General features: G+C 31.3%; 29 protein-coding genes and 1 pseudogene. 24 read left to right on the top strand and 6 right to left on the bottom strand.

Features of this window, described 5'->3' with window-relative positions; all coding sequences use genetic code 11:
• Positions 1-29: 29 nt before the first annotated feature.
• The 4 genes and pseudogenes from AC5YGC_RS04865 to AC5YGC_RS04850 all read left to right on the top strand — a co-directional run.
• Positions 30-718: pseudogene (locus AC5YGC_RS04865) on the top strand (enoyl-CoA hydratase-related protein); the annotation flags it as partial.
• Positions 718-1,155, top strand: coding sequence for a CoA-binding protein (locus AC5YGC_RS04860; protein WP_496139126.1), 438 nt, complete (start codon positions 718-720; stop codon positions 1,153-1,155). The pseudogene AC5YGC_RS04865 and the gene AC5YGC_RS04860, both read left to right, overlap by 1 nt.
• On the top strand, positions 1,156-1,575 hold the full coding sequence (locus tag AC5YGC_RS04855) for a YeeE/YedE family protein (protein ID WP_496139125.1): 420 nt from the start codon (positions 1,156-1,158) through the stop codon (positions 1,573-1,575).
• Positions 1,572-1,994: a DUF6691 family protein gene (locus AC5YGC_RS04850; protein WP_496139124.1), complete on the top strand. Its 423-nt coding sequence runs from the start codon at positions 1,572-1,574 to the stop codon at positions 1,992-1,994. The genes AC5YGC_RS04855 and AC5YGC_RS04850 overlap by 4 nt, the downstream gene beginning before the upstream one ends.
• On the opposite strand, the gene AC5YGC_RS04845 is transcribed toward AC5YGC_RS04850, so the two are convergent.
• Positions 1,952-2,149, bottom strand: a complete 198-nt coding sequence (locus AC5YGC_RS04845) for a hypothetical protein (protein WP_496139123.1) — start codon at positions 2,147-2,149, stop codon at positions 1,952-1,954. The genes AC5YGC_RS04850 and AC5YGC_RS04845 overlap by 43 nt on opposite strands.
• 34 nt (positions 2,150-2,183) lie before the next feature.
• Between AC5YGC_RS04845 and AC5YGC_RS04840 the strand changes: the two genes are divergently transcribed.
• From AC5YGC_RS04840 to AC5YGC_RS04815, 6 genes are read left to right on the top strand one after another with little or no spacing between them, the layout of a single operon-like run.
• Entirely contained in the window at positions 2,184-2,753 is a 570-nt protein-coding gene (locus tag AC5YGC_RS04840; protein ID WP_496139122.1) for an NAD(P)H-dependent oxidoreductase, read from the top strand.
• A complete protein-coding gene (locus AC5YGC_RS04835) occupies positions 2,695-3,198 on the top strand; it encodes a DUF4864 domain-containing protein (RefSeq protein WP_496139121.1) in 504 nt (167 codons plus the stop codon). Before AC5YGC_RS04840 ends, AC5YGC_RS04835 begins: the two co-directional genes overlap by 59 nt.
• A gap of 59 nt (positions 3,199-3,257) precedes the next feature.
• Positions 3,258-5,690 carry an FAD-dependent oxidoreductase gene (locus AC5YGC_RS04830; protein WP_496139120.1) on the top strand — a complete coding sequence of 811 codons (2,433 nt, stop codon included), beginning with the start codon at positions 3,258-3,260 and terminating at the stop codon, positions 5,688-5,690.
• Positions 5,690-6,439 carry an electron transfer flavoprotein subunit beta/FixA family protein gene (locus AC5YGC_RS04825; RefSeq protein ID WP_496139119.1) on the top strand — a complete coding sequence of 250 codons (750 nt, stop codon included), beginning with the start codon at positions 5,690-5,692 and terminating at the stop codon, positions 6,437-6,439. The genes AC5YGC_RS04830 and AC5YGC_RS04825 overlap by 1 nt, the downstream gene beginning before the upstream one ends.
• Positions 6,439-7,392: an FAD-binding protein gene (locus AC5YGC_RS04820; protein WP_496139118.1), complete on the top strand. Its 954-nt coding sequence runs from the start codon at positions 6,439-6,441 to the stop codon at positions 7,390-7,392. Before AC5YGC_RS04825 ends, AC5YGC_RS04820 begins: the two co-directional genes overlap by 1 nt.
• A gap of 23 nt (positions 7,393-7,415) precedes the next feature.
• Positions 7,416-9,035, top strand: coding sequence for a 4Fe-4S dicluster domain-containing protein (locus AC5YGC_RS04815; protein WP_496139117.1), 1,620 nt, complete (start codon positions 7,416-7,418; stop codon positions 9,033-9,035).
• Between the two features lie 55 nt (positions 9,036-9,090).
• Here AC5YGC_RS04815 and AC5YGC_RS04810 read toward each other — a convergent pair whose 3' ends face one another.
• Positions 9,091-9,309 carry a hypothetical protein gene (locus AC5YGC_RS04810; RefSeq protein ID WP_496139116.1) on the bottom strand — a complete coding sequence of 73 codons (219 nt, stop codon included), beginning with the start codon at positions 9,307-9,309 and terminating at the stop codon, positions 9,091-9,093.
• Positions 9,310-9,417: 108 nt separating this feature from the next.
• Here AC5YGC_RS04810 and AC5YGC_RS04805 point away from each other — a divergent pair, with 108 nt between their 5' ends.
• Positions 9,418-10,395, top strand: coding sequence for a hypothetical protein (locus AC5YGC_RS04805; RefSeq protein WP_496139115.1), 978 nt, complete (start codon positions 9,418-9,420; stop codon positions 10,393-10,395).
• Positions 10,396-10,398: 3 nt separating this feature from the next.
• Here the strand turns inward: AC5YGC_RS04805 and AC5YGC_RS04800 are convergent, their stop codons facing one another.
• From AC5YGC_RS04800 to hisI, 3 genes are all read right to left on the bottom strand, one after another.
• A complete protein-coding gene (locus tag AC5YGC_RS04800; protein ID WP_496139114.1) occupies positions 10,399-11,250 on the bottom strand; it encodes a bile acid:sodium symporter in 852 nt (283 codons plus the stop codon).
• 61 nt (positions 11,251-11,311) lie between these two features.
• A complete protein-coding gene (locus AC5YGC_RS04795; protein WP_011282250.1) occupies positions 11,312-11,686 on the bottom strand; it encodes a DUF2237 family protein in 375 nt (124 codons plus the stop codon).
• Positions 11,686-12,153 (bottom strand): phosphoribosyl-AMP cyclohydrolase, encoded by a 468-nt coding sequence (hisI, locus tag AC5YGC_RS04790; RefSeq protein ID WP_415277843.1) that lies wholly within the window; start codon positions 12,151-12,153, stop codon positions 11,686-11,688. Before hisI ends, AC5YGC_RS04795 begins: the two co-directional genes overlap by 1 nt.
• A gap of 77 nt (positions 12,154-12,230) precedes the next feature.
• On the opposite strand from hisI, the gene folE reads away from it, so the two are divergent.
• The 3 genes from folE to AC5YGC_RS04775 are packed head-to-tail and all read left to right on the top strand — an operon-like array spanning position 12,231 to position 14,753.
• A complete protein-coding gene (folE, locus tag AC5YGC_RS04785) occupies positions 12,231-12,839 on the top strand; it encodes a GTP cyclohydrolase I FolE (protein WP_415304405.1) in 609 nt (202 codons plus the stop codon).
• Positions 12,840-12,860: 21 nt separating this feature from the next.
• On the top strand, positions 12,861-13,862 hold the full coding sequence (locus AC5YGC_RS04780; protein ID WP_496139113.1) for an acrylyl-CoA reductase family protein: 1,002 nt from the start codon (positions 12,861-12,863) through the stop codon (positions 13,860-13,862).
• Entirely contained in the window at positions 13,863-14,753 is an 891-nt protein-coding gene (locus AC5YGC_RS04775) for a LysR family transcriptional regulator (RefSeq protein ID WP_415277840.1), read from the top strand.
• Here the strand turns inward: AC5YGC_RS04775 and AC5YGC_RS04770 are convergent, their stop codons facing one another.
• Complete coding sequence (locus AC5YGC_RS04770) at positions 14,754-16,187, bottom strand: helix-turn-helix domain-containing protein (protein ID WP_415277839.1); 1,434 nt, start codon at positions 16,185-16,187, stop codon at positions 14,754-14,756. It lies immediately after the preceding gene.
• Positions 16,188-16,298: 111 nt separating this feature from the next.
• Between AC5YGC_RS04770 and AC5YGC_RS04765 the strand changes: the two genes are divergently transcribed.
• The 10 genes from AC5YGC_RS04765 to AC5YGC_RS04720 all read left to right on the top strand — a co-directional run bounded on the left by AC5YGC_RS04765 (position 16,299) and on the right by AC5YGC_RS04720 (position 23,952).
• Entirely contained in the window at positions 16,299-16,466 is a 168-nt protein-coding gene (locus AC5YGC_RS04765; RefSeq protein WP_496139112.1) for a hypothetical protein, read from the top strand.
• Between the two features lie 65 nt (positions 16,467-16,531).
• On the top strand, positions 16,532-17,809 hold the full coding sequence (gene aceA / locus AC5YGC_RS04760) for an isocitrate lyase (RefSeq protein WP_496139111.1): 1,278 nt from the start codon (positions 16,532-16,534) through the stop codon (positions 17,807-17,809).
• 40 nt (positions 17,810-17,849) lie between these two features.
• A complete protein-coding gene (locus tag AC5YGC_RS04755) occupies positions 17,850-18,143 on the top strand; it encodes a hypothetical protein (protein ID WP_496139110.1) in 294 nt (97 codons plus the stop codon).
• Positions 18,144-18,244: 101 nt separating this feature from the next.
• Positions 18,245-19,264 carry an extracellular solute-binding protein gene (locus AC5YGC_RS04750; protein WP_496139109.1) on the top strand — a complete coding sequence of 340 codons (1,020 nt, stop codon included), beginning with the start codon at positions 18,245-18,247 and terminating at the stop codon, positions 19,262-19,264.
• Positions 19,265-19,271: 7 nt separating this feature from the next.
• Positions 19,272-19,457 carry a hypothetical protein gene (locus AC5YGC_RS04745; protein ID WP_496139108.1) on the top strand — a complete coding sequence of 62 codons (186 nt, stop codon included), beginning with the start codon at positions 19,272-19,274 and terminating at the stop codon, positions 19,455-19,457.
• A 130-nt stretch (positions 19,458-19,587) separates the two neighbouring features.
• Positions 19,588-20,094, top strand: coding sequence for a redoxin family protein (locus AC5YGC_RS04740; RefSeq protein ID WP_496139107.1), 507 nt, complete (start codon positions 19,588-19,590; stop codon positions 20,092-20,094).
• 141 nt (positions 20,095-20,235) lie between these two features.
• On the top strand, positions 20,236-21,855 hold the full coding sequence (locus tag AC5YGC_RS04735; RefSeq protein ID WP_496139106.1) for an ABC transporter permease subunit: 1,620 nt from the start codon (positions 20,236-20,238) through the stop codon (positions 21,853-21,855).
• A 4-nt stretch (positions 21,856-21,859) separates the two neighbouring features.
• On the top strand, positions 21,860-22,918 hold the full coding sequence (locus AC5YGC_RS04730) for an ATP-binding cassette domain-containing protein (RefSeq protein WP_496139105.1): 1,059 nt from the start codon (positions 21,860-21,862) through the stop codon (positions 22,916-22,918).
• Between the two features lie 18 nt (positions 22,919-22,936).
• Positions 22,937-23,635, top strand: coding sequence for an AzlC family ABC transporter permease (locus tag AC5YGC_RS04725; RefSeq protein ID WP_496139104.1), 699 nt, complete (start codon positions 22,937-22,939; stop codon positions 23,633-23,635).
• Positions 23,635-23,952 (top strand): AzlD domain-containing protein, encoded by a 318-nt coding sequence (locus AC5YGC_RS04720; protein WP_271492942.1) that lies wholly within the window; start codon positions 23,635-23,637, stop codon positions 23,950-23,952. Before AC5YGC_RS04725 ends, AC5YGC_RS04720 begins: the two co-directional genes overlap by 1 nt.
• The last annotated feature ends 12 nt before the right edge of the window (positions 23,953-23,964 follow it).

The raw sequence follows: 23,964 nt of genomic DNA, 5'->3' as shown, positions 1-23,964 counted from the left end.
AGCCAAAAACATATAATGCTCTTTCATTAAAAAATTTAAGAGACTTAATTAAAGCTTTTAAAAAATTAGATGAAGACAAAAATATTAAGGTAATAGTTATTGAAGGGTCTGGAAAAGGTTTTAGTGCGGGTCACAATTTAAAAGAAGTAAGTGGATTAAAAAAAGAGAAAAATATCAAAAACTTTTCAATCTTTGCTCAAAGTTGATGCTTCATATAGTTGAAGGAAAAAAACCAGTTATTGCAAAAGTTCATGGAGCGGCATTTGCTGCAGGATGTCAATTAGTTGCAAGTTGTGATCTTGCTTACAGTACTAATGATGCAATTTTTGCAACACCAGGAGTAAATATAGGCTTATTTTGTAGTACACCGATGGTTGCAATTAGTAGAAAAGTTAATGGAAAAAGAATGATGCAAATGCTTTTAACCGGTGAACCCATTAAAGCAAATTATGCAAAAGAAATTGGACTAATTAATAATCATTTTTCTAAATCAAAATTAAACAATGAAGTATTAAATGTTGCCAAAACTATTGCTTCAAAATCAAGTCTTACAATTAAAATTGGAAAGCAAACTTTTTATAATCAATTAGAAATGCCATTAAGAAAAGCTTATGCATATACGAGTAAAATGATGACTAAAAATATGATGGCAATGGATGCTAAAGAAGGAATATCTGCATTTTTAGAAAAAAGAAAACCTAAGTGGAAACATAAGTAGTGAACGACAAAATAAAAGAAATTCTTTCAAAATATAAAACAATTGCAATGGTGGGTGTTAGTAAGGACGATAAAAAACCTTCAACTATTGTTATGAAATATATGCAGAAGTATGGCTTTAAAGTTATTCCAGTTAATCCAAGTGCAAAAGGACAAAAGATATTAGGAGAAGAAGTTTATGAAAAACTTGAAGATATCGAAATACCAATAGATATTGTGGATGTGTTTAGACCTTCAGCAGAAGCACTTAAGTTTGCGGAGGGTAGTATTAAAATTGATGCTAAAGTTCTTTGGCTACAACTAGGAATAAGAAGTGTAGAAGCTAAAAAGTTAGTAGAAAGTAAGAGTATTGAATACATAGAAAATAGATGCACTAAAATGGAATATCAAAAGCTTTTTTTAAATATAAATCCAGCTTTTCCTGTCTTACAAAATTAAATGAATATAATAAATTTTACTCCTGTGCCTGCGTTTCTAGGGGGTACATTAATTGGATTGGCTGTAGTTCTATTCTTTGTCTTTAACGGTCGATTAATTGGAATAAGTGGAATTGCTAGTAATTTTTTAACTTCTAAAAATAATAGATTTGATAATTTTTTATTTATAGCGGGGTTAATAATTGGCCCTATTTTATATAAATTTTTTACATCTCAAGAAATTAATATTTCAATTTCAAATTCATTTTTTTTATTATCAGTAGCAGGTTTGTTGGTTGGTGTTGGCACGAGAATTGGTGGGGGGTGTACTAGTGGTCATGGAATTAGTGGAATGGGCAGATTTTCTTTAAGGTCGATTATTGCAACAATAACCTTCATGATTGTTGGAATTTTAACTGTTTTGGTAAAAAACTTAGTATGAGTAAAATTATATCTTTAGTTTGTGGGATAATATTTGGAATTGGTCTTACTATTTCAGAAATGATTGATCCAGCTAAAGTTTTAGGTTTCTTAAATATTTTTGGAGATTGGGACCCATCTTTAGTATTTGTGATGATCGGAGCCCTAATTATATCTTCTCCATTTTTTCACTTATTTAAAAATAATAAAAAGCCTATTTTTGCTAAAAGCTTTAATTACACAACTAATAAAGAGATAAATAAAAAGTTAATTATTGGCTCTTCACTTTTTGGGGCAGGATGGGGTTTGGCAGGCTTATGTCCTGGACCTGCGATAGCATCTTTAGCTTTATTAAATATTAATTCAGCTGTCTTTGTAGTTGCAATGTTTGTTGGGTTTTATTTAGCTAAATTGTCAGAACCGACTACCCATGCTCGATGATAAAAATCATCTATATTTTTTTGAATTAACCCTTGGGCAATTTGAGTAGCTTCTTGCTCTTCAAAAGGGCCATGTTTTTTTTCAGTATTCTTTAATATTGTTTCAATCTCGTTAGGGTTGGTATGCTCACCTTCAATTACATAAAAATTTTTCATGGCTTTCTTATAGAACTAGTTTAAAAATACACAAATGAAAAAAATATTTCTTTTATATGGTCATTATAACGAAAAATCTTTTAACGCTGCTATTAGAGATACATTTATAAAAACAGTTGAAGCAAATGGTCATTCAGTTGATTGTGTAGACCTATATAAGGAAAAATTTAACCCTGTTTTTGCAGGTGAACAAGCTGGTGAAGATGTTCTAGATCATCGTAGACGTATTGAGAAGTGTAATACCATTGTTCTAATTGCACCTATTTGGAACTTTAGAATGCCAGCAATTGTGGAGGGATGGATAGATAAAGTTTTGTCACCACCATGGGCATTTACATTTAAAAAATTAGTTGGAAATTATGGTTATCCAATGGGAAATTTAAAAGATAAAAAAGCTATAATTTTTTGTACTTATGGATCACCAAGGCTCGCTATTACAACCTTCTTTTTAAACCTACCTATAAGAAGATTAAAAAGAGGGGTATTTCACATGTGTGGCATTTATAATATTGTTTACAGAAGATATTTTGCTGTACCGTTTGTTAGTGATAAAAAAAGAGAACAATTTTTGGAAGACGTCAGAACAACTGCACAAAATATATAGAGTAATTTTAATTACTTTATTTTTAGCATCTCCATCATTTGCTGAATTAGTTAAGCCTAATAACGGGATTGAACCTTATCAAGTTGTCAAAATCCAATTAAGAAGTTTAAAACAGAATGATAATCCAAAAAAAGATAATGGAATTGAGCAGACTTGGGAATTTGCACACCCAAATAATCAAAAAAATACAGGTCCTTTAGATCGATTTAAAACGATGATAAAAGGAAAATCTTATGTGATGCTTCTTAATCACTTGGACCATAAGGTTGTTAAGATAAAATCTACTGATTTAACTGCTCTTTTTGAAGTAACAGTTCTTGATAGAGATAAGGTCTATTATAAATTCAACTGGTCAGTTGAAAAATATACAAAAAATGGTCCCCTTAAGGACTGCTGGCTGACTACAATGGTATCCGCACCAATGCCTCTTGGATCTTCAGTTTAAGCTAATAACTAAACGAATTTTGTTTCGTTAATAATAAAAAAATAGTAGGAATCGGATTAATGAAATCTAAAGCTAAAGTTGTTGTAGTTGGTGGTGGCGTAGTTGGAGTTAGTGCTCTTTATCACCTGGCAAAAAAAGGTTTGTCAGATGTTGTTCTTGTCGAAAGAAAAGAATTAACTTCAGGATCAACTTGGCACGCAGCAGGTCTGCTTCCACTATTTAATATGAGTTATTCAGTTGGACAGCTTCATAAGTATGCAGTTGATCTTTATAAAAAACTAGAAGAAGAGACAGGACAAAATGTTGGCTTCAGTGTTGTCTCAAATATTCGTTTAGCAAGCACTAAAGATAGGATGGATGAGTATCATCAATATGCAGGAGTGGCACAAACTATAGGCGTTGATGTAAAATTTTTAACTCCAGATCAGGTAAAAGAAATTTGGCCTTTATGTCGTACAGATGATTTACTTGGAGCAATCCAACACCCAGAGGATGGATATATTCAACCTGCTGATTTAACTCAAGCAATGGCTACGGGTGCAAGAAATATGGGTGCAGAGATTTATAGAAACACGGCTGTAGTTGGAATTAAACAAACTAAAGATGGATGGACTGTTGAAACTGACAAAGGGGCTATTGAATGTGAACATGTAATTTCTTGCTCAGGAAACTTTGCAAGACAAACTGGAAAAATGGTTGGTTTAGATATTCCCGCCATACCTGTTGAGCATCAATATATTGTTACAGAAGCACACCCAGATATTTTAAAAAGAAAAAAAGAAGGCTTACCAGAGATGGGAGTTTTAAGAGATAGTGATAGTAGATGGTACATGAGAGAAGAAGCAGGTGGTTTAATTTTAGGTCCCTATGAGGATGGTGCTCCAGCTTGTTATGTTGATGGACCATCAAAAGATTCTGAGTATGAATTATTTCAAGAAGATTTAGATAGACTTGCTCCACACATAGAAGGTGCAATTCATCGAGTTCCGGCTTTTGGAGAAGTTGGTGTAAAAAAAGTTTATAATGGTGCAATTTGTTACACACCTGATGGAAACCCTATTGTTGGTCCAGCTTGGGGACTTAAAAATTTCTGGATTAATGAAGGACATAGTTTTGGTATTACTGCTGCAGGCGGTGCTGGATGGCAACTTGCAGAATGGATTGTAGATGGAGAACCAACGGTTGATATGCTTGGTGTTGACCCAAGAAGATTTGGTGATTATGCAACAAAATCTTACTTAAAAGAAAAAAATGAAGAAGCTTATAACCATGTATTTAAAGTTCATTACCCAGATGAAGAAAGAGGTGCCGCTAGAGAATTAAGAACATCACCTTGTTATGACAGAATGAAAGCATTAGGTGCTGTTTTTGGGCAAAAATTTGGTTGGGAGAGACCAAATTTTTTTGCAGTAGATGGAATGGAACAAAAAGATGATTGGTCTTTTAGAAGATCCAAGTGGTTCGAAGCAATAAAAAAAGAATGTAAAAATGTAAAAGAAAATGTGGGTCTTTTAGACATGACTGCATTTGCAAAATGTAGAATTAAAGGTCCTGGGGCTGAAGAGTTTTTAGATTATTTAGTAGCAAACAAACTTCCAAAAAAAATAGGAAGAATTGGTTTATGTCATGCTCTTAATACTAAAGGAGGAGTGCATTCTGAATTTACAATAATGAGAGAAGCTCCAGATAGTTTCTATTTAGTTTCTGCAGGAGCGAACCAAAGATTAGACCATGACTGGATTCAAAAATGGATGCCAAATGATGGAACAGTTCAATTTGAAAATCTAACTAATAGTATGGGTGTACTTGTTGTGTCTGGTCCAAAGGCTAGAGAATTAATGACAAGAGTTTCTAGTGATGATTTTTCTAGTGAAAACTTTAAATGGTTGAGTGCTAAAAATGTAAATGTTGGAAATGCACCAGTGAATGCTATGAGAGTAAACTTTGTTGGTGAATTAGGTTGGGAGCTTCATCATCCAATTGAATATCAAAACCATATATTTGACAAATTGATGAAAGCTGGCAAAGATTTAGGTCTTAAGCCTTATGGGATTAGAGCAATGAATAGTTTAAGACTTGAAAAATCTTATAAACTTGTTGGGACAGAATTATCAATTGAATATTCACCTTACGAATCAGGACTAGATAGATTTATACATCCTAATAAAGGAAACTTTATTGGTTTAGAAGCGCTTAATAAATGGAGAGAAAAAGGTTTTAAAAATAAACTGGTTACTATGGAAATTCACAATGTTGAAGATGCGGATGTTCTAGGAAACAATCCAATTTATGAAAATGACAAAGTTGTTGGACGTGCAACAGGAGGAGATTTTGGATTTAGACTAGGTAAATCGATTGCATTAGGAATGGTGAACCCTGATGTTGCGACAACTGGACAAAAATTGAAAATTGATATTTTAGGAAAAATGTACGATGCTACTATATTGGATGAGAGCCCTTACGATCCAGAAAATGATTTATTGAGAGCATAATGAAAATATTAGTCGCTGTTAAAAGAGTAATTGATTACAACGTTCAAGTCAGGGTTAAAGAGGATGGAACTGGTGTTGTTACTGATAATGTAAAAATGTCGAGCAATCCACCCGATGATAATGCGATTGAGGAAGCTGTAAAAATTAAAGAAGCAGGTAAGGCGACAGAGATTATTGCAATTACAGTGGGTGAGGAAAAATCACAAGAAACTGTTAGAAAAGCTTTAGCTGTTGGTGCTGATAGAGGAATTTTAATCAAAACAGATGGAATTGTTGAGCCATTAGCTGTAGCAAAAGTGCTGCAAAAAATTGTTGAAAAAGAAAAACCAGATCTAGTTTTTATGGGTAAACAAGCAATTGATGATGACTGTAATCAAACAGGTCAAATGTTAAGTGCTTTATTGAATTGGCCTCAAGCAACATTTGCATCAAAAATTAAAATAAAAGACAGAACTATAGAAGTAACTAGAGAAATTGATGAAGGATTAGAAACAATCGAAGTTAATCTACCAGCTATTGTGACATGTGATTTAAGATTAAATGAGCCACGTTATGCCTCACTACCAAATATTATGAAAGCTAAAAAAAAACCCATAGAGGTATTTATAGCTGCAGATCTAGGAGTTGATATAACACCTAGAGTTCAACAAATTAAAGTAGAAGAACCACCAAAAAGAAAAGCAGGAATTAAAGTTGCAAGTGTTGCTGAATTAGTTAGCAAACTTAAAAATGAGGCAAAGGTAATATAATGTCAGTTTTATTAATAGCAGAGCATAATAATAAAGAAGTAAGACCTTTTACATTAAACGCAATTACTGCAGCATCACAAATAGATGAAGATGTACATGTCCTATTAATTGGAAATAATTGTGGTGATATTGCCAAATCTTTATCTGAAATACCAGCTGTTAAAAAAGTATTACATGCTGAAGCTGCCCATTATGAAAACTACTTAGCAGAAAACTTTGCACCGCTAGCTGTTAAAGTTTCAGAAAATTATTCCCATATTGTTAGTTCCGCAAATACATTTGGTAAAAATTTGATGCCAAGAATAGCAGCAAATTTAGATATATCTCAAGTAAGTGATATTACTAAAGTGATATCAGCTGATACATTCATAAGACCTATTTATGCGGGTAATGCATTCGCTACAGTAAAAAGTACAGACACAAAAAAATGTATAACAATTAGACCAACATCTTTTGAGCCTTGTGAAACTTCTGGTGGGTCTGCTCCAATAGAAAAAATTGAAGCTACTGAAGAGTTTACGTTATCAAAATTTATTAAAAGAGAAGAGGTTAAGTCAGACAGACCTGAGCTTGGAACTGCTAGAATTGTAGTTTCTGGTGGAAGAGGAATGCAAAATGGAGAAAATTTTAAATTAATAACTGATATTGCAGATAAATTAAATGCAGCAATTGGAGCATCACGTGCAGCAGTTGATGCGGGATACATTAGTAACGAACATCAAGTTGGTCAAACTGGTAAAGTTGTTGTGCCTGATTTGTATATTGCAGTTGGAATTTCAGGAGCAATTCAGCATTTAGCTGGAATGAAAGAAAGTAAAATTATTGTTGCTATAAATAAAGATGGTGAAGCGCCAATATTTAGTGTCGCAGATTATGGTCTGGAAGCAGACTTATTTGAGGCGTTACCTCAATTCTTAGAAGAATTGAATAAATTAAATAGTATACAAAAATAATCAGTACTGTAAAAATTCAAGATATGCCTAGAGAAGCAATGGATTATGATGTGGTAATCGTTGGGGGTGGTCCTTCAGGACTATCTACGGCAATTAAACTTAAGCAATTAGATCCAGAATTAAATGTATGTTTACTTGAAAAAGCCTCTGAGATTGGTGCGCATATTTTAAGTGGTAATGTGTTTGAAACTAGAGCTTTAGATGAGTTATTACCAAACTGGAAAGAACTTAATTCACCTATAAAAACTAAGGTTTCTAAAGAAAAATTCTTATTTTTAGGAAAATCAAAATCATTAAGTTGGCCGACATGGCTACTTCCATCAGTTCAACAAAATCATAATAATTACATAATCAGTTTAGCAAACTTATGTAGATGGCTAGCAGAACAAGCCGAAGCTTTAGGTGTTGAAATATTTCCAGGCTTTCCTGCAAGTGAAATTTTATACAATGAAGATGGATCAGTTAAAGGAGTTGCAACTCAAGACATGGGTGTTGATAAAAATGGAAATAAAAAAGATGTTTTTGAGCCAGGCATAGAGCTTTTAGGAAAAGTTACTGTTTTTGCAGAAGGATGTAGGGGACATCTTGGAAAACAATTAATAGAAAAATATAATCTATCAGAAGGTAAAGATCCTCAGCAATACGGAATTGGATTTAAAGAAATTTGGGAAATCAGCGAACAAAATCATGAAGAAGGAATGGTAATGCATACTGCAGGTTGGCCACTTGATAACAATACTTATGGTGGAAGCTTTATCTATCACGCAGAAAACAAACAAGTTTTTTTAGGTTACGTAATTGGCCTTGATTATAAAAACCCACATCTTTCACCGTTTGATGAGTTTCAAAGATTTAAAACTCATCCTGCGATTAAAAAAATAATTGAAGGTGGAAAACGTATTTCATATGGAGCAAGGGCTTTAATTGAAGGTGGACTTCAGAGTTTACCAAAAATGTTTATGCCTGGTGCTTTATTAATCGGTTGTGATGCAGGAACATTAAATATGCCTAAGATTAAAGGATCACACACTGCAATGAAAAGTGGAATGATTGGTGCTGAAACTATAAATGAACATTTAAAAGAAAAACAAGATTTATCAATTTATGAAGATAAATTTAAAAAAAGTTGGGTTTATGAAGAACTGCATACTGCACGAAATGTTAAACCAAGTTTTAGCTGGGGTTTAATTCTTGGAATAATATTTACTGGAATTGATCAAATATTATTTAGAGGAAAATTACCTTTTACACTAAGACATAATCATGCTGATCATGAAACTTTAAAACCAGCAAATGAAATGCCAAAAATTGATTACCCTAAACCAGATAATGTAATTACATTTGATAAAACAAGCTCTGTTTATTTAACTGGAACTAATCATACCGACAATCAACCAGTACACTTACAACTAAAAGATCCAAATCTGCCAATTAGTTATACTTTAGAAAAATTTGACGAACCTGCACAAAGATATTGTCCTGCAGGCGTTTATGAAGTTCAAAATGAAAATGGTGTAAATAAATTTGTCATAAATTCACAAAACTGTATTCATTGCAAAACTTGTGATATTAAAGAACCTTCTCAAAATATTACGTGGGTTACCCCTGAAGGAAGTGGCGGACCTAAGTACGGAAATATGTAATTTTCGTTGTGCTCTTACTTACGATTTTAGAAGAGCACAACGAAAAATATCTTTTTTAAAAAGATAAAATTAATCCAACAACAAAAATAAGAGAGAGTGTTAGTCCTACAAAAACTAGGTTTGTCAGAGTTTCTTTTTCTTTAACTTTTCTAGCTCTATTTAAGAGAATATTTATATCAACTCGACCTGTTGATGAAACTTCCTCACTCTTTTCAAGGGTCCCCGAAGAAGGAAGATTATTAACCTGTGTATTAATTATTTTTTCTGCACTCATGTATGCAATTAATCATTATGAATCATATTAAACAATTAAAGAACAGTTCATTATGGGCTAAGCTGTTTACTTTGATGTTCATTTTGGGTTATTATCATAGAAAATTATATGCCTATAACCTTACCCAAACTATCAAATCAAATTTTTAGTAAGGATATTCTTTATACAATAAATAAAAATTACACTAACGTTCAGCCTATTTGGATACCAATACAAATGGAATGGATGAATAATCTTTATAGAACTTTTTATGATTATGAAAAGTTTATGATTGTCATGTATTTAATGACCAAAACATTTGATTATTATTCAAAAAATTTTGTGAAATTAAATTATGATGAGTTTTTTATCCAAAATGAAGTTGAAGTAGAAACACTTAATATAATGGAAATATCTAAAAAACTTAACATACCAAAAGAGACAACTAGAAGAAAAATTAATGAATTAGGAGAATTAGGAGCAATTAAAAAAATAAATAAAAAAATTATAATTGATAGAAGTACTTGGCCAAATATAAAACCTGAAGTAACAATGAAAAACATGTCATTTTTTTTATCAGCTCTGTCAAAGATGATAGCTAGTGAGGGATTATTGATAGAACCAATTAGCTCAGAGCAGTTAATAAGAGTGGTTAAAAATAATTTTTCATTCGTTTGGAAACTTTACTACGATATGCAATTGCCAATGCTATTAACATTTAAAAAAATCCATGGTGATTTAGAAACCTTTCATATTCACGGCACTTGCTTAACTAATCATGTATTAAATGCAAAAAAAAATGATAATAGTCAGATGAGCAAAGAATTATATTTAGACAGGTATTTTTTTGGTGATAAACAAGAATTTTCAGGCATTAATGCAATGTCAATTTCAGATATAACAGGCATACCAAGAGCTACAGTTATTAGAAAATTAAATAAACTGATTAAAGAAAAATTTTTGACGATAGATAGTAAAAAACATTATTCAACTAATAGAGCGGTTCATCAAAAAAAAATATTAGCAGCTCAAAAAAATACTTTTATTAATCTATCTAAATTTGCTGAACGTATTTATAATTTGAGTTTAATAGAAAAAAATAATTAAAATCTAAGTATTTTTTTTAACAACAAATACAAAAACTATCGAAGTTATCATCATTATTAAAGCATAAGCAGCTGTTGGTAAAATGAAAACAGTTATACTTTCTCCAAATATCTGTGTTCCAACAAAAAGTGCTAAAGTTCCATTTTGAAGCCCACACTCTATTGAAATACTTCTTTGTTGTGCAACTCCGGATGCAAAGTATTTTGCAATAAAAAATCCTAAAATCATCATTGTTAAGTTTAAGATTAAAACAGCCAAACCTGCATTCACAATATAAGAAATAATATTATCCCACTCCTCTATATAGATAGCAGCAAATACCAACGCAAATAACATTACTGAAATTTTTTGAATTAAAGAAGCTTGATTATCAACAAAATTTTTAGCAAAATGCCTAATTATCATTCCAATTATTACTGGAACTGTAACAACAAGAAACATTTTTAAAGCAATGCCAGTCATTGATATTTCTTTAATAACACTTATTTCAAAAAAATTAATAGACGTAAACATTATAAATGGAACAGAAACAATACTAATCAAACTAACAACTGCAGTCAGTGATATTGAAAGTGCAACGTCACCATCAGCAAATTTAGTAATTACATTTGATGTAACACCACCAGGCGCACATGCAATTAGCATCAACCCAACAGCAAGTTCTGCTGACAGGTTTAATAGTAATGCTAAAGAAAGAGCAACGACTGGTAGCAAAACTAACTGAGAAATAAAACCAACTAAAAAATCTTTTGGAATTTTAACTACTCTTATAAAATCTTGAATAGTCAAACTCAATCCAAGCCCCAACATTATAAGAGCCAAAGCTAATGGGGCTATTTTCGTGGCTATTTCCATTGCTAAAACTTATTAGTTCATTTTAGGTTTTTCAAGTAAATGATTTAAAGTTTATAATTAACTAAGATAAATCAATAGCATTCTTCTTTAAAACTTCCATAGAAACAAGCTTTAAAGTTTTTTCATGTGTTCTTTTTAAATAAACAGGACAAGGTTTCCCAGCATCAGCAGCTCTTGCATACCAACTAGCACAAACACACCAACCATCTCCAGCTTTTAGTCCTGGAAACCCAAACTCAGGATGAGGGGTTATTAAATCGTTGCCAGCTTCTTTACACCATTCTAAGAATTCTGTTGTAACTTTTGCACAAACTGTGTGAACACCATGATCATTTTCATCAGTGCTGCAACAACCATCACGATGCCATCCCGTTAAAGGATCGTTAGAACATTCCTCTAGATCTTCACCTAGAACATTTTTTTGATTATCACTCATTATATTTTTGTAGGATTTGGTTGGCCTTTGTAAACAACTTCAGGGTCAAAAGATTTTTCTTTTTCTTCAAACTTCATTTCAACTTCTCTACCATTTTCAATTGGACCAAGTGGAATGGATCTATAAAAACATGATCGATAACCTACGTGACAGCTTGAACCATCACCAATATCTACAGTTAACCAGATTGAGTCTTGATCGTCATCAATTCTAATTTCTTTTACTTTTTGAGTGAAGCCACTAGTTTTACCTTTGTGCCAGATTTGCTGTCTAGATCTACTAAAGTAATGAGCTTCTTTAGTTTCAATAGTTTTTTTAAAAGCCTCAACATTCATGTATCCATGCATTAAAACATCTTTAGTTTTTGAGCACATAGTGATGACTGGAATTAACCCGTCATTATCAAATTTTGGTGAAAGGAGTTTTCCCTCTTCAATTTCGACTATATTTTCTCTTTTTTTAAACATATCTAGGTGATTATGTAGCATATTGAACAATATATTAAATATTTTAAAAACAACGATTTACTGTATAAACTTGCCTTATGAAATTAGTAGAAGAGACAGATAGCAAAATTTTAGACACCAAAAAAGTTTCTGACAAAGAAGCTGAAGAGGCTTTTAAAACTATTTTAACTTGGATGGGTGAAGATCCTAGCAGAGAAGGATTATTAGAAACCCCTAAAAGAGTTGTTAAAGCATATAAAGAATATTTTAATGGATACTCAGAAGACCCTAATAAAATTTTAGATAAGACTTTTGGGGATGTTGAAGGTTATGATGATATGGTTGTGCAAAAAAATGTTTCTGTACAAAGTCATTGTGAACATCATATGGCTCCAATTATTGGAATTGCACATGTTGCATACATTCCAAACGAAAGAGTTGTGGGTCTAAGTAAGCTTGCAAGAGTAGTAGAAGTCTTTTCAAAAAGGTTACAAACTCAAGAGAGACTTACGATGCAAATTGCTAAAACAATAATGGAGTCTTTAGATGCAAAAGGTGTAGCAGTCACAATAGACTCAACTCATCAATGTATGACTATGAGGGGTATTAAGAAAGAAACTGCAACAACAGTTACAAATTATTTCTTAGGACAATTTAAAGAAGACCTTGGTGTTCAAAATAGATACTTAAGATTTATTAGTAAGTAATTCTCGCAAGGAGGAAATAACATGTCAGATAATTTTAAAGCACTAATTATTAATCAAGAAGGTGAAAATTTTACCCGAGAAGTAAAGTCAATAGATAAATCATTTTTAAAGCATGGTGATGTTACTGTAAAAGTAGATTATTCAGATTTAAACTATAAAGATGGAATGATTCTGAAAAATGGTGGTCGTCTTGTTAAAGAATTTCCACATATTCCAGGCATAGATTTTTCTGGTACCGTTCTTGAAAGTGAAAATCAAAAATTTAAAACTGGTGATGAAATAATTTTAACTGGATGGAGAGTTGGAGAAGCTTTTTTTGGTGGATACTCTCAGATAGCAAAAGTTAATGCTGATTTTTTAGTTAAGAGACCTTCAAACCTAACTAGCAAACAGGCTATGATGTTGGGAACAGCTGGTTTTACATCTTTAATGAGTGCTTTTGCTATTCAAGCTAGAGAAGAAATTTTATTAGGCGATAAAGTAAATGATGTATTAGTTACTGGAGCTACTGGTGGGGTAGGAAGTGTAGCGGTAATGGCTCTTACTAAATTAGGATACAATGTAACAGCTGTTACAGGAAAAGATTCTAAAACAGATTATTTAAAATCGTTAGGAGCAAAAAATGTTGTTAATAGAGCTGATTTTGACAAAGATCCAAGACCTATTGATAAAGGATTGTGGGATGGTGTTGTTGATACCGTAGGAGGTAAAATTTTAGCTAATGCAATAGCTCAAACTAGATCAAATGGAATTATAGCTGTTTGTGGTAATGCAAATAGTAATGAACTAAATACAAATTTATTACCATTCATGCTAAGGGGAATTAAAGTTTGGGGAATGGATTCAGCAAATTGTAGTATTAAAAGAAGAGAATTTATTTGGGCAGAAGCAGCAAAGCTTGTTGATTTTGAAGTTCTTGAAAAATCAATCTTAACAGTAAGTTTAGACGAATTATTAGAAACATATCCAAAAATTTTAAAGGGTGAAATTTCAGGAAGAGTTTTGGTAGATTTAAATAAATAGATGGATTGGGATAAATTAAAAATATTCCATGCAGTTGCAGAAGCAGGCAGCTTTACTAATGCAACAATAAACTTAAACTTAAGTCAGTCTGCAATAAGCAGACAAATTCAATCATTAGAACTGGATCTTAAAGTACAACTCTTCGAGAGACACGCAAGAGGTCTTACTTTAACTGAAAATGGTGAATATTTATTTAAGACAGCTCACGATGTAATCAGCAAACTAAAAGAGGTTGAATCTACACTGGGAGATCAAAAAAATAAACCAACTGGTAAACTAACAATTACAACTGTTAGAAGTTTTGGTACTCACTGGCTAACACCTCGTATTCAAGAGTTTATGACTTTAAATCCAGAAATTGAAATTGAATTAATTTTTGATGATAAGGAATTAGACTTAAGTACTAGACAGGCAGATATAGGTATTTTTATGAGAAGACCTAAGCAGCTTAACTATATTCAAAAAAAATTAGTAGATATTAAATACTATATTTATGGATCTAATAAATATTTAGAAAAATATGGGATGCCAAAAACAATCACAGACCTAAATAAACATAAATTCATTTCATTTGGTAAAGGAGCACCATCTCCTGTCTACGATCCAGATTGGGCTTTAAAACTTGGAATTAAAGATGCTAAAAAAAGAAAACCAGTAATGAAAGTTAATAGTGTTATGGGTTTACTTTTAGCCGTTGAAGCTGGTGTAGGTCTAGCAGCACTTCCTGAATATTTAGTTTCAAATTCAAACAATGTAATAAAAGTACTTCCTAATTCAGAAGGGCCCATAACAGAGGCTCACTTTGTCTACCCTCAATCACTTAAGAACACTGCAAGAATTACTGCTTTTAGGAACTTTTTGTTTAGTAAAATTGGTGATTGGAAGTCTTAGTTAATTAGAATTATCATTTACATAAACTGAAACACCTCTAGAATTAATATCCACATCAAATTTTTTATGTAAAGGTGGAAAAGCTCTTTGTGGACAATCTAATCTATCACAAGTTCTGCAAGATACACCGATAGGTATTTCAGTCGTTTTGTCACTAACATTAATATTTTCAGTGTACACAAAGTCTTTTGCGTATTTTGCATCACAACCAAGACCAATTGATAATATACTTTTTGATTGACCAAAACGTCCTACACCTTTTTCAACTGTTCTTGCAATACAAACATATTTTTCACCATTGGTCATTTTACTAACAGCTGCTTGAATTACACCAGGTCGCGTGAATGCTGAATAAACATTCCATCTAGGACATGCACCGCCATATCTTGGTATATCAATTCCTGATAATGAAAATCTTTTTGAGATATTTCCTGCCATGTCAACTCTTAGCATGTGAAAAGGAATTCCAGGTAATTTTGGATCTTGTAAGCATGTTACACGGTGAGCAACTTGTTCAAAGGAAGTTGCAAATGTATTTTGTAATAACTCTAAGTCATATTTTAATTTTTTACATTCAGCATGAAAAGGTTTGTAGGGCATTAAAATTGCTGCACCACAATAATTTAATAAAGCAACCTTAGTTAACTTTTCAGACTCTTCTGAAGGAAAAGAAAATTTAGATAGATAATTATCAATATCTTTCATTGCACCTTCTTGTGCAATCTGAGCTGCTGCATGAAGCTTCTTTGTTTCCAAAGAACTATAATCGCTTAATAGAAGTTCTTTTTTATTTTTATTATAAATCTTAGAAAAAGGTTTTCCTTCTTCTGGTAAAATATCTTTAACTGTAATTGAATATTCTTTATTTAAATATTCACATAAGGCAATATATCGAGTTCTATTATTTTTTTGAATTTTATCAAAAACTTTATTTGCAAACTCTTCTAATTTTGGAAAATAGTTTTTATGTTCTTGAAGGAAGTCAGATATTACCTCTCCTGGAAAAGAGTTTTTTCTATTATCAACTATCTTACCTGATATTTTTTCTATTTTATTAATTAGTTCGTGATCTTTCTTTTTAAGAATATCTCCCAACCTAACAAGGGCCCTACCTATCTTTGGGTTTGTTCCGACAAGGTCTTTAACTTCAGGACCAAGAATATCCAGGTCTTCAAATAATTTATCATCTAGAATTTCTGAAATAGTATTTTCTAAATTAACATCTGATTTTGATGTTAAGTCTGAGAGTTGGATATTTAATTTTTCACAAACCTTAAGTAATAAATCTCCATCTATTTTTCTTTTTCCACTTTCAATTAAGTTTAAATAGCTTGGAGAAATACCCAGTTCTTCTGAAAGTTTGTTAGCTTGCAGTCCTAACTGTCTTCTAAAAGCCTTTATTTTTGGACCAATTTTTAAATCAATTTGACTCATAAGCTCTATTTGTAAATTTTGTAAATTTAAATTTACAATAAGTTTCTTTGTTTTACAAGGTTTTTAACGATTTTATTAGATTTTGTAAATTTTGTAAATTATAAAGTTTACATGAATGATAAAAACATAAATAAAAACCAAAAAAATCAAAGAGAAATTAACGATAACAACAATCAGAATCAATTCAGTCAATCAGGTATTTACCTAAGAGACGATCATTGTGATTGGGGTTCTAGTGGGATGAATGAATTCACTCAAGAATTTAGTGAAAAAAAATAAGTCCTCTTACTGTTAATTTATACACGATTTAATTTTCTTAATACATAATGTAGAAAGACCTACCTATGAGCTCAGAAGCTAAAGTTTCATACGATTTAAAAAGATTCTTAGGAATTAAAAAAGATTACACTCCAGAAGAAGTAGAACGATTAAGAGGTTCTATCAAAATTGAATATTCGATGTGTAAACATCAATCTAAAAAATTATGGGATCTGTTAAATTCAGAAAATTATATTAATACATTGGGTTCACTTTCTGGAAATCACGCTATTCAACATGCTAAAGCTGGATTAAAAGCAATTTATTTAAGTGGATGGCAAGTAGCAGCTGATGCAAACACTGCTGGTGAAATGTATCCCGATCAATCTCTATACCCATATGATAGTGCTCCAAAATTAGTTGAGTCGATGAACAATGCTTTAATAAGAGCAGATCAAATTCAACATATGGAATTACAAGATGGTGATATGCAATCAAAAGATAGAACAGATTATATGCTACCAATTATTGCAGATGGTGAAGCAGGATTTGGTGGTCCGTTAAATGTTTTTGAATTAACAAAAAAATTTATTAAAGCAGGAGCTGCTGGAGTTCACTTTGAAGATCAATTAGCTAGTGAAAAAAAATGTGGTCACATGGGTGGAAAAGTTTTAGTTCCAACTGGTACTATGATTAAAAATTTAAAAGCTGCAAGACTTGCTGCCGATATTGCAGATGTACCTTTGATAATTTTAGCAAGAACTGATGCTAATGCTGCAAAACTGATTACCAATGACTTTGATGAAAATGATAAACCTTTTTTAACAGGTGAAAGATCTCCAGAGGGTTTTTATTATGTTAAGCATGGAATTGAGCAGGCTATCTCAAGAGGTTTAGCCTACGCACCTTATTCAGATTTAATCTGGTGTGAAACTGCAACACCAAATCTTGAGGAAGCAAAAAAGTTTGCAGATGCAATTCATGAAAAGTTTCCTGGAAAATTATTAGCTTACAACTGTTCTCCCTCGTTCAATTGGAAAAAGCATTTATCAGATGCTGAGATTGCAACATTCCAACAAAAGATTAGTGAGATGGGTTATAAGTTTCAATTTATTACACTTGCAGGATTTCACACTCAAAATATTGCAATTTTTGAACTTGCGGAAAAATATAAAACAGAAGGTATGACTGCTTATTCTAAAATCCAAGAGCTTGAGTTTGCTAGAGAGAAGGATGGTTACACAAGTGTTAAACACCAAAGAGAAGTTGGGACATCTTACTTTGATGCAGTTTCAAACACTATAAGTAGTGGAAAAAGCTCTACAACTGCTATGGCAGGCTCTACAGAATCTGAACAATTTTAATTAGTCTTTACTTAAACTTTAAATGTGTTCTAATATTTAAATGATCTTAAGTGGAATACTTTTAATCATTTTCTACATTTCTCATCGATATATTGTTGCCTGGATTATTTATTACAATAATAGTGATAAAAGATTTGGTAATTCTATTTGGCGTTGGACTTATGATTATAAAGTTGTTGGTGAAAGAGATATTTCAGATCTTGATGATAAGCCCTTTGTAAGAAAAAGAAGGACTAGAAATCGCACAGTTACTTTAATGTATTGTAATTTTTTTACAGCTTTTGTTATATCTCTGTCTTTTTTAAGTAATTTGCTTATTCAGATATTATCCTAATTAAGCTTTACAAACTGCGACAATTGATGCGATTGATAATCATTCGCAATGCTAATAATAAGCATTCCAAACTAAATAACCAATAAAAACGGGAAATAATGATGAAAAAACTTACAATTATTGCATTTTTTATGGCTTTATTTGCAAACATGACGTTTGCTGCTGAAGTTAATGTATTCAGTGCAAGACATTACGATTCAGATATTCAACTTTACGAAAAATTTACAGCTAAAACTGGAATTAAAGTAAACGTTGTATCTGGTAAAGATAAAGCTCTTCAAAAAAGAATAACTGAAGAAGGTGCTGATTCAAAGGCTGACCTTTATATTACTGCTGACGCAGGAAGATTAGGAGCTTTCGCTGCAAAAGGAATGTTCCAAAATTCTATGACTGCTGCAATCAAAGCTGCTGTACCGGCAAACTTTAGAACTGCTAAATGGACTGGAATAGCTAAGAGAGCAAGAATTATGTATTACTCACCTGAAAGAGTAAATGCAAATGAGCTTAACGGTATGACTTACGAAGGTCTTGCTGATCCAAAATGGAAAGGTAGAGTTGTTATAAGAAAATCTAACAATATCTACAACCAATCTCTTGTTGCATCATTAGTAAAAAACAATGGTAAAGCAGCAACTTGTTCTTGGGCAAAAGGTGTTGTGGCTAACATGGCTAGAGACTCTAAAGGAAATGATAGAGCTCAAATTTTAGCTGTAGCTGCAGGTGAAGCTGATCTAGCAGTAGCTAACACATACTACTATGCTTTGATGCTATCTGGAAAGAAAGGTGCTGAACAACAAGCAGCTGCTAAAAAAGTTTTACCATTTTTTCCTAACCAAGGAGATAGAGGAACTCACATGAATATTAGTGGGGGCGGTGTTTTAAAAAGTGCTCCTAACGCTGATAATGCAAAAAAATTACTTGAGTTTTTATTAACTAAAGAAGCGCAAGAACACATAGTTAATAATACATTTGAATATCCAATGATTGATGGTGTTGAACCTCATGCATTAGTTAAACAAATGGGTCTTGGATACAATCAAGATTTAGAAACTAAAGTTGCTAATTATGGAAAACAACAAGCTACAGCACTAGAGTGTATGTTGGCTGCAAGTTGGAAATAACAAGTTAGTGAAAAAGAATTTATTTAATATTGATTTAGATAAATCTACTGACATATATGGGTCTCAATCTCTGAAGGCTTGTGATCCATGTGCAGCAGAGTGTGAAAAAATCAATAGAAAAATAAATAATAGAAAATTATCAGATATTAAAGATAAAGAGGTTGCACATATCCTCTCTTCTTTTAATACATAATTTTCTTTTTAATGATTGTGCTCATAGCTCTACAAAAGGTATTTACCCTACCTAATTTAACTATGAGCACTAAAAAATTCAAATGCAAGTAGTTCAATTAAACAAACACTTAAAAAATAATAGGAATAGAATGATAGAAGGAAAAAAATGTTCAAACATAGTTTTGAAAACAAGAAAAATTGGAAAGTGGGTTGATGTTAGTACTGAAGATATATTCAAAGATAAAAAGGTAATACTATTTTCATTACCAGGCGCATTTACACCGGTATGTTCTGAAAAACAATTACCAGGATTTGAAGAAAATTATGATAAATTATTAAGTTTAGGTATTAATGAAGTTTATTGCATTAGTGTTAATGATGGCTTTGTTATGAATGCTTGGGCTGATCAACACAAATTGAGAAAAGTTAAGGTATTACCAGATGGAAATGCTGATTTTACAAGGGCAATGGGCATGTTAGTTGACAAAAAGCATGTTGGTTTTGGCCAAAGAAGCTGGAGATATTGTACGATTATTAATGATGGAATAGTTGAAAAATGGTGGCAAGAAGACGGTATGAATAATGATGGAAGTGATCCTGATCCATATGAACAAACAACACCTGAAAACTGCATAGAATATCTATCTAAACAATAAAAGCTGAAAACTTAAAGCGTATAAGAAATTTTTAAGAATTAGCTCTATAATCTCTCTCTCAAATTGGTTTTAGAGTTGGTATTGACTTCCCTTGTTAACAAGGGAAGTTTCTTAAAAATAATTATTAAGGTAATATAAAATATGGGATTTGGAAAAATAAATATTTGGTATGCAGCATCTCTACTTATTTCTTTAGTAGTGGCAGCTCCAATTCTAACAGTATTCAGTAGTTTTTTTGAAACCACCGGAAACTATAGTTTAATTTTAAAGAATACTTTTCTTTACGATTACATTTATAATTCCTTAGTACTTTTAATAGGTGTTTTATTTTTAACATTTATAATTGGTGTTGGATGTGCTTACTTAGTTTCATTTTATAATTTTCCAGGTGTAAATTTCTTTAAATGGTCTTTGATCTTATCTTTTGCTGTTCCAGCGTATATTTATGCGTATTCCTTAACTGCTTTTTTTGAAAATTATGGAACAGCTTTTTCAATTTTAAAAAATTTATTTGGAGAAGGGAATTATAATTCTCATATTCCTAAATTTGATGGAATGACTGGTGCTATAATTTCAATATCATTTTCATTATTTGGTTATGTTTATGTTTTAACCAGAACATCATTTCACTATCAGTCACAAAATTTAATAGAACTTGGAAAAAATCTTGGCTTTTCTAAAAAAAAATCTTTTTTTAAAATAATACTCCCTTCCGCAAGACCTGCTATCGTTGCTGGTCTGTCGTTAGTTGCAATGGAAACTTTATCAGATTTCGGATCTGTATCTTTTTTTGGCATATCTACTTTTACTACAGGAATTTATAATGCTTGGATTTCTTTTGATGATCTTACTCTTGCTAACAGATTATCATTTTACCTATTAATTTTTATTCTTGGATTGTTTATTTTGGAAAATTTTTCAAGAAAAAAAGCCCAGTATCACACATCTTCTAAGGGTGGATTTAAATCTAAATCAGTTATCAATTTAAGTGGATATAAATCATTTTTAGCATTTTCTTTTTGCATGTTAGTTTTTTCTATAAGTTTTTTATTTCCTGTTCTGCAAATGCTTTATTGGACAATTATTTTTCCAAAACATTTGGCTGATTTGGATTTAATTAACTTATTTTCAAATACTATAATTTTAGTAATTTTATCTAGCTGTTTGTTAATTGCCTTAGCTTTTATTTCAAATTATGGGAATAGAGTTTCTAAAAGTAAATTTTTAGAAGCACTAACTACATTTTCAATATCAGGATATGCAATACCAGGGATTATTTTAGCGGTAGCATTCATTACCTTTATCTCATGGTTTGACAGCAGTATTCTAGGTCAATTTGAAATGAAAAGTATAAAGCCAATTTTTATAGGCTCTATTCTTGGCCTAGTTTTGGTATATTTTATTAGATTTTATTCATTAGCAAGCAATGGAATTAAATCAGGATATTTAAAAATTAATTATTCCATTGATGAAGGCGCATATCTGCTTGGATATTCTAAATTCAAGACTTTCAAAAATATACATGTCCCATATCTAAAAAACTCAATTTTACTGATAGGAATTTTGTTAGCCATTGAAATCATTAAAGAGTTACCAATTACGCTAATTATGAGACCATTTAATTTTGAAACTTTTGCAACAAAGGCATATATCTATGCTTCTCAGGATTTATTAGAGGCCGCAGCAGCCCCATCATTATTTCTTATAATTATTGCAAGTTTCTTTATATTAATTACATCTAAATATATTCTTAAAGACTAAAATTATGACAAAAAATTTTCTAGAAATTGATAATGTAACATTTGCTGCTAGTGCACAAAACAAAGTAAGCAATGTCTCATTAACTATTGAAAATCAGGGAGACATTATCTGTTTATTGGGTCCATCTGGAATTGGTAAAACTACAATTCTTAGAACGATTGCTGGTTTAGAGAAAATTAATTCTGGAAAAATTAAATTAAAGAATAAATTACTTTCCTCTAAAGATGTCCATGTGGAACCTGAAGATAGAAACATATCAATGGCCTTTCAAGATAACTCACTTTTCCCTCATTATAATGTTTTAGAAAATATAAAATTTGGTGCAGAGAGAAATAAAAAGAAGAAAAAAGGATTAAATATAAATGAGATAATTAAATTTCTACATATTGATCATGTAGTTGATAAATTTCCACATCAAATAAGTTCTGGTGAAGCGCAAAGAGCTTCTTTAGCCAGATCTTTATTATCTAACCCAGACTTATTATTATTAGATGAACCTTTATCAAATGTAGATCAAAGTTTTAAAGAAGAAATTCAAGTTAAGTTGAAACAAATTTTAACTGAACAAAAAATAACAACAATCATCGTTACACATGACTCGTATGAAGCTTTTTACTTGGGTACAAAATGTGGGATAATTCTTGATGAACAATTAAAACAATTTGATGATCCGTATAATGTTTATCATTTTCCAAATTCTGTAGAGGTGGTTAACTTTTTGAATAGAGGAATTTTAATTCCAGCAAAAGTTACCGGTGAAAACAGTTTAGAGAGTGCTGACTTAGGTACAATAACTGGTGATTTTATAAAACATTACCCAAAAGGATCTGAAGTTCAACTTTTATTACAACCAGAAGATCTGGAACATGACGATCAGAGTAATTTAAAATTAGAAGTAGTTGATAGAAAATTTAGAGGAACAAATTTTATCTATACTCTTAAAACTATGAGTAATAAATTAATTCCTGTATTTGTACACTCTCACCATATTCATCAGCACCAAGTAGATGAAAAATTTGGCATCAAGAGACCAATTAATATTGATCATATAGTTTGTTTCTAATACAAAACTTAACTTAAAATGAATGATAGATTAAAAACCTTATCTAGAGGAATAATTGACGTAAGTCCTTTAATGATACCTGTGGTTCCATTTGGAATTATTTATGGTGTTATTGGTATGGAATTAGGTTTGGGAGCGTACATGACATTTGGAATGTCTATTATAATTTTTGGTGGAGCCTCTCAAATAGTTTTACTTCAGTTATTTTTAGGCGGAGCTTCATCTTTAGTTGCAATAACTTCTGTTGGTGCGGTAAATTCTAGACACTTATTATATGGGGCAGTTTTTTCAGAATATTTATCTCATTTAAAATTAACGTGGAAAATAATTTTGTCTTACGTATTAATTGATCAAGCATTTGCTGTCTCAAATACTTATTTTAAGAAGAATAAAGAAAATGAATTTAAACATTACCACTTATTAGGTGCTGGCTTTACCTGTTGGATAGTTTGGCAAATATCAACAGTGTTAGGTATTGTTCTAGGATCAGTTATACCTGAAGAGTTAGGTTTAAGTTTTACTATTTCTTTAACCTTTTTGGCCTTGTTAATTAATGATTTTAGAAAATTTAAAAATATTATTGTGATGTTGGTATCAGGCATTGTTGCAACTATTGGCTACAATACAATACCATTTCAAGCATATATTATCGTTGCAGCCATAGCTGCTTTACTAGTGGCTACATTATTAACCTTGATAACTTTAAAGAAAAATTAATGCATTGGTCGACAATTATTTATTGTGGAATTATTACTTATCTAACAAGGTTTTCTATGATTTTTTTATTAAAAGAGGACATATTAAACGATAAGACAAAAAAAATACTTTCTTATGTACCTTCTGCAATTTTTCCTGCAATAATCTTTCCACCAATATTTCTAGATAGTGCAGGCGCAATAGATATTGAAAATAATCCAAAAATATTAGCTTCTATATTTGCAATAATTATTGGTTATTTTAGTCGAAGTATTATTGCCACAATATTTGTGGGACTTATTTCTTATTGGTTTTTGATTTTTGTATATTACCAATAGAAAAACTTATAA

Source organism: Candidatus Pelagibacter sp. uisw_138 (genome assembly GCF_059512485.2).
Note: the sequence above shows the minus strand (reverse complement) of the source record. Positions and strands in the feature narration are given on the sequence as shown.

Coding starts and splice junctions, on each gene's coding strand:
- AC5YGC_RS04815 (WP_496139117.1), top strand. CDS start 7,416: ATGCCTAGAGAAGCAATGGATTATGATGTGGTAATCGTTGGGGGTGGT.
- AC5YGC_RS04850 (WP_496139124.1), top strand. CDS start 1,572: ATGAGTAAAATTATATCTTTAGTTTGTGGGATAATATTTGGAATTGGT.
- AC5YGC_RS04765 (WP_496139112.1), top strand. CDS start 16,299: ATGAATGATAAAAACATAAATAAAAACCAAAAAAATCAAAGAGAAATT.
- aceA (WP_496139111.1), top strand. CDS start 16,532: ATGAGCTCAGAAGCTAAAGTTTCATACGATTTAAAAAGATTCTTAGGA.
- AC5YGC_RS04810 (WP_496139116.1), bottom strand. CDS start 9,309: ATGAGTGCAGAAAAAATAATTAATACACAGGTTAATAATCTTCCTTCT.
- AC5YGC_RS04740 (WP_496139107.1), top strand. CDS start 19,588: ATGATAGAAGGAAAAAAATGTTCAAACATAGTTTTGAAAACAAGAAAA.
- AC5YGC_RS04825 (WP_496139119.1), top strand. CDS start 5,690: ATGAAAATATTAGTCGCTGTTAAAAGAGTAATTGATTACAACGTTCAA.
- AC5YGC_RS04830 (WP_496139120.1), top strand. CDS start 3,258: ATGAAATCTAAAGCTAAAGTTGTTGTAGTTGGTGGTGGCGTAGTTGGA.
- AC5YGC_RS04735 (WP_496139106.1), top strand. CDS start 20,236: ATGGGATTTGGAAAAATAAATATTTGGTATGCAGCATCTCTACTTATT.
- AC5YGC_RS04770 (WP_415277839.1), bottom strand. CDS start 16,187: ATGAGTCAAATTGATTTAAAAATTGGTCCAAAAATAAAGGCTTTTAGA.
- folE (WP_415304405.1), top strand. CDS start 12,231: ATGAAATTAGTAGAAGAGACAGATAGCAAAATTTTAGACACCAAAAAA.
- AC5YGC_RS04720 (WP_271492942.1), top strand. CDS start 23,635: ATGCATTGGTCGACAATTATTTATTGTGGAATTATTACTTATCTAACA.
- AC5YGC_RS04730 (WP_496139105.1), top strand. CDS start 21,860: ATGACAAAAAATTTTCTAGAAATTGATAATGTAACATTTGCTGCTAGT.
- AC5YGC_RS04795 (WP_011282250.1), bottom strand. CDS start 11,686: ATGAGTGATAATCAAAAAAATGTTCTAGGTGAAGATCTAGAGGAATGT.
- AC5YGC_RS04855 (WP_496139125.1), top strand. CDS start 1,156: ATGAATATAATAAATTTTACTCCTGTGCCTGCGTTTCTAGGGGGTACA.
- AC5YGC_RS04800 (WP_496139114.1), bottom strand. CDS start 11,250: ATGGAAATAGCCACGAAAATAGCCCCATTAGCTTTGGCTCTTATAATG.
- AC5YGC_RS04725 (WP_496139104.1), top strand. CDS start 22,937: ATGAATGATAGATTAAAAACCTTATCTAGAGGAATAATTGACGTAAGT.
- AC5YGC_RS04780 (WP_496139113.1), top strand. CDS start 12,861: ATGTCAGATAATTTTAAAGCACTAATTATTAATCAAGAAGGTGAAAAT.
- AC5YGC_RS04805 (WP_496139115.1), top strand. CDS start 9,418: ATGCCTATAACCTTACCCAAACTATCAAATCAAATTTTTAGTAAGGAT.
- AC5YGC_RS04840 (WP_496139122.1), top strand. CDS start 2,184: ATGAAAAAAATATTTCTTTTATATGGTCATTATAACGAAAAATCTTTT.
- AC5YGC_RS04820 (WP_496139118.1), top strand. CDS start 6,439: ATGTCAGTTTTATTAATAGCAGAGCATAATAATAAAGAAGTAAGACCT.
- AC5YGC_RS04845 (WP_496139123.1), bottom strand. CDS start 2,149: ATGAAAAATTTTTATGTAATTGAAGGTGAGCATACCAACCCTAACGAG.
- AC5YGC_RS04775 (WP_415277840.1), top strand. CDS start 13,863: ATGGATTGGGATAAATTAAAAATATTCCATGCAGTTGCAGAAGCAGGC.
- hisI (WP_415277843.1), bottom strand. CDS start 12,153: ATGTTTAAAAAAAGAGAAAATATAGTCGAAATTGAAGAGGGAAAACTC.
- AC5YGC_RS04755 (WP_496139110.1), top strand. CDS start 17,850: ATGATCTTAAGTGGAATACTTTTAATCATTTTCTACATTTCTCATCGA.
- AC5YGC_RS04750 (WP_496139109.1), top strand. CDS start 18,245: ATGAAAAAACTTACAATTATTGCATTTTTTATGGCTTTATTTGCAAAC.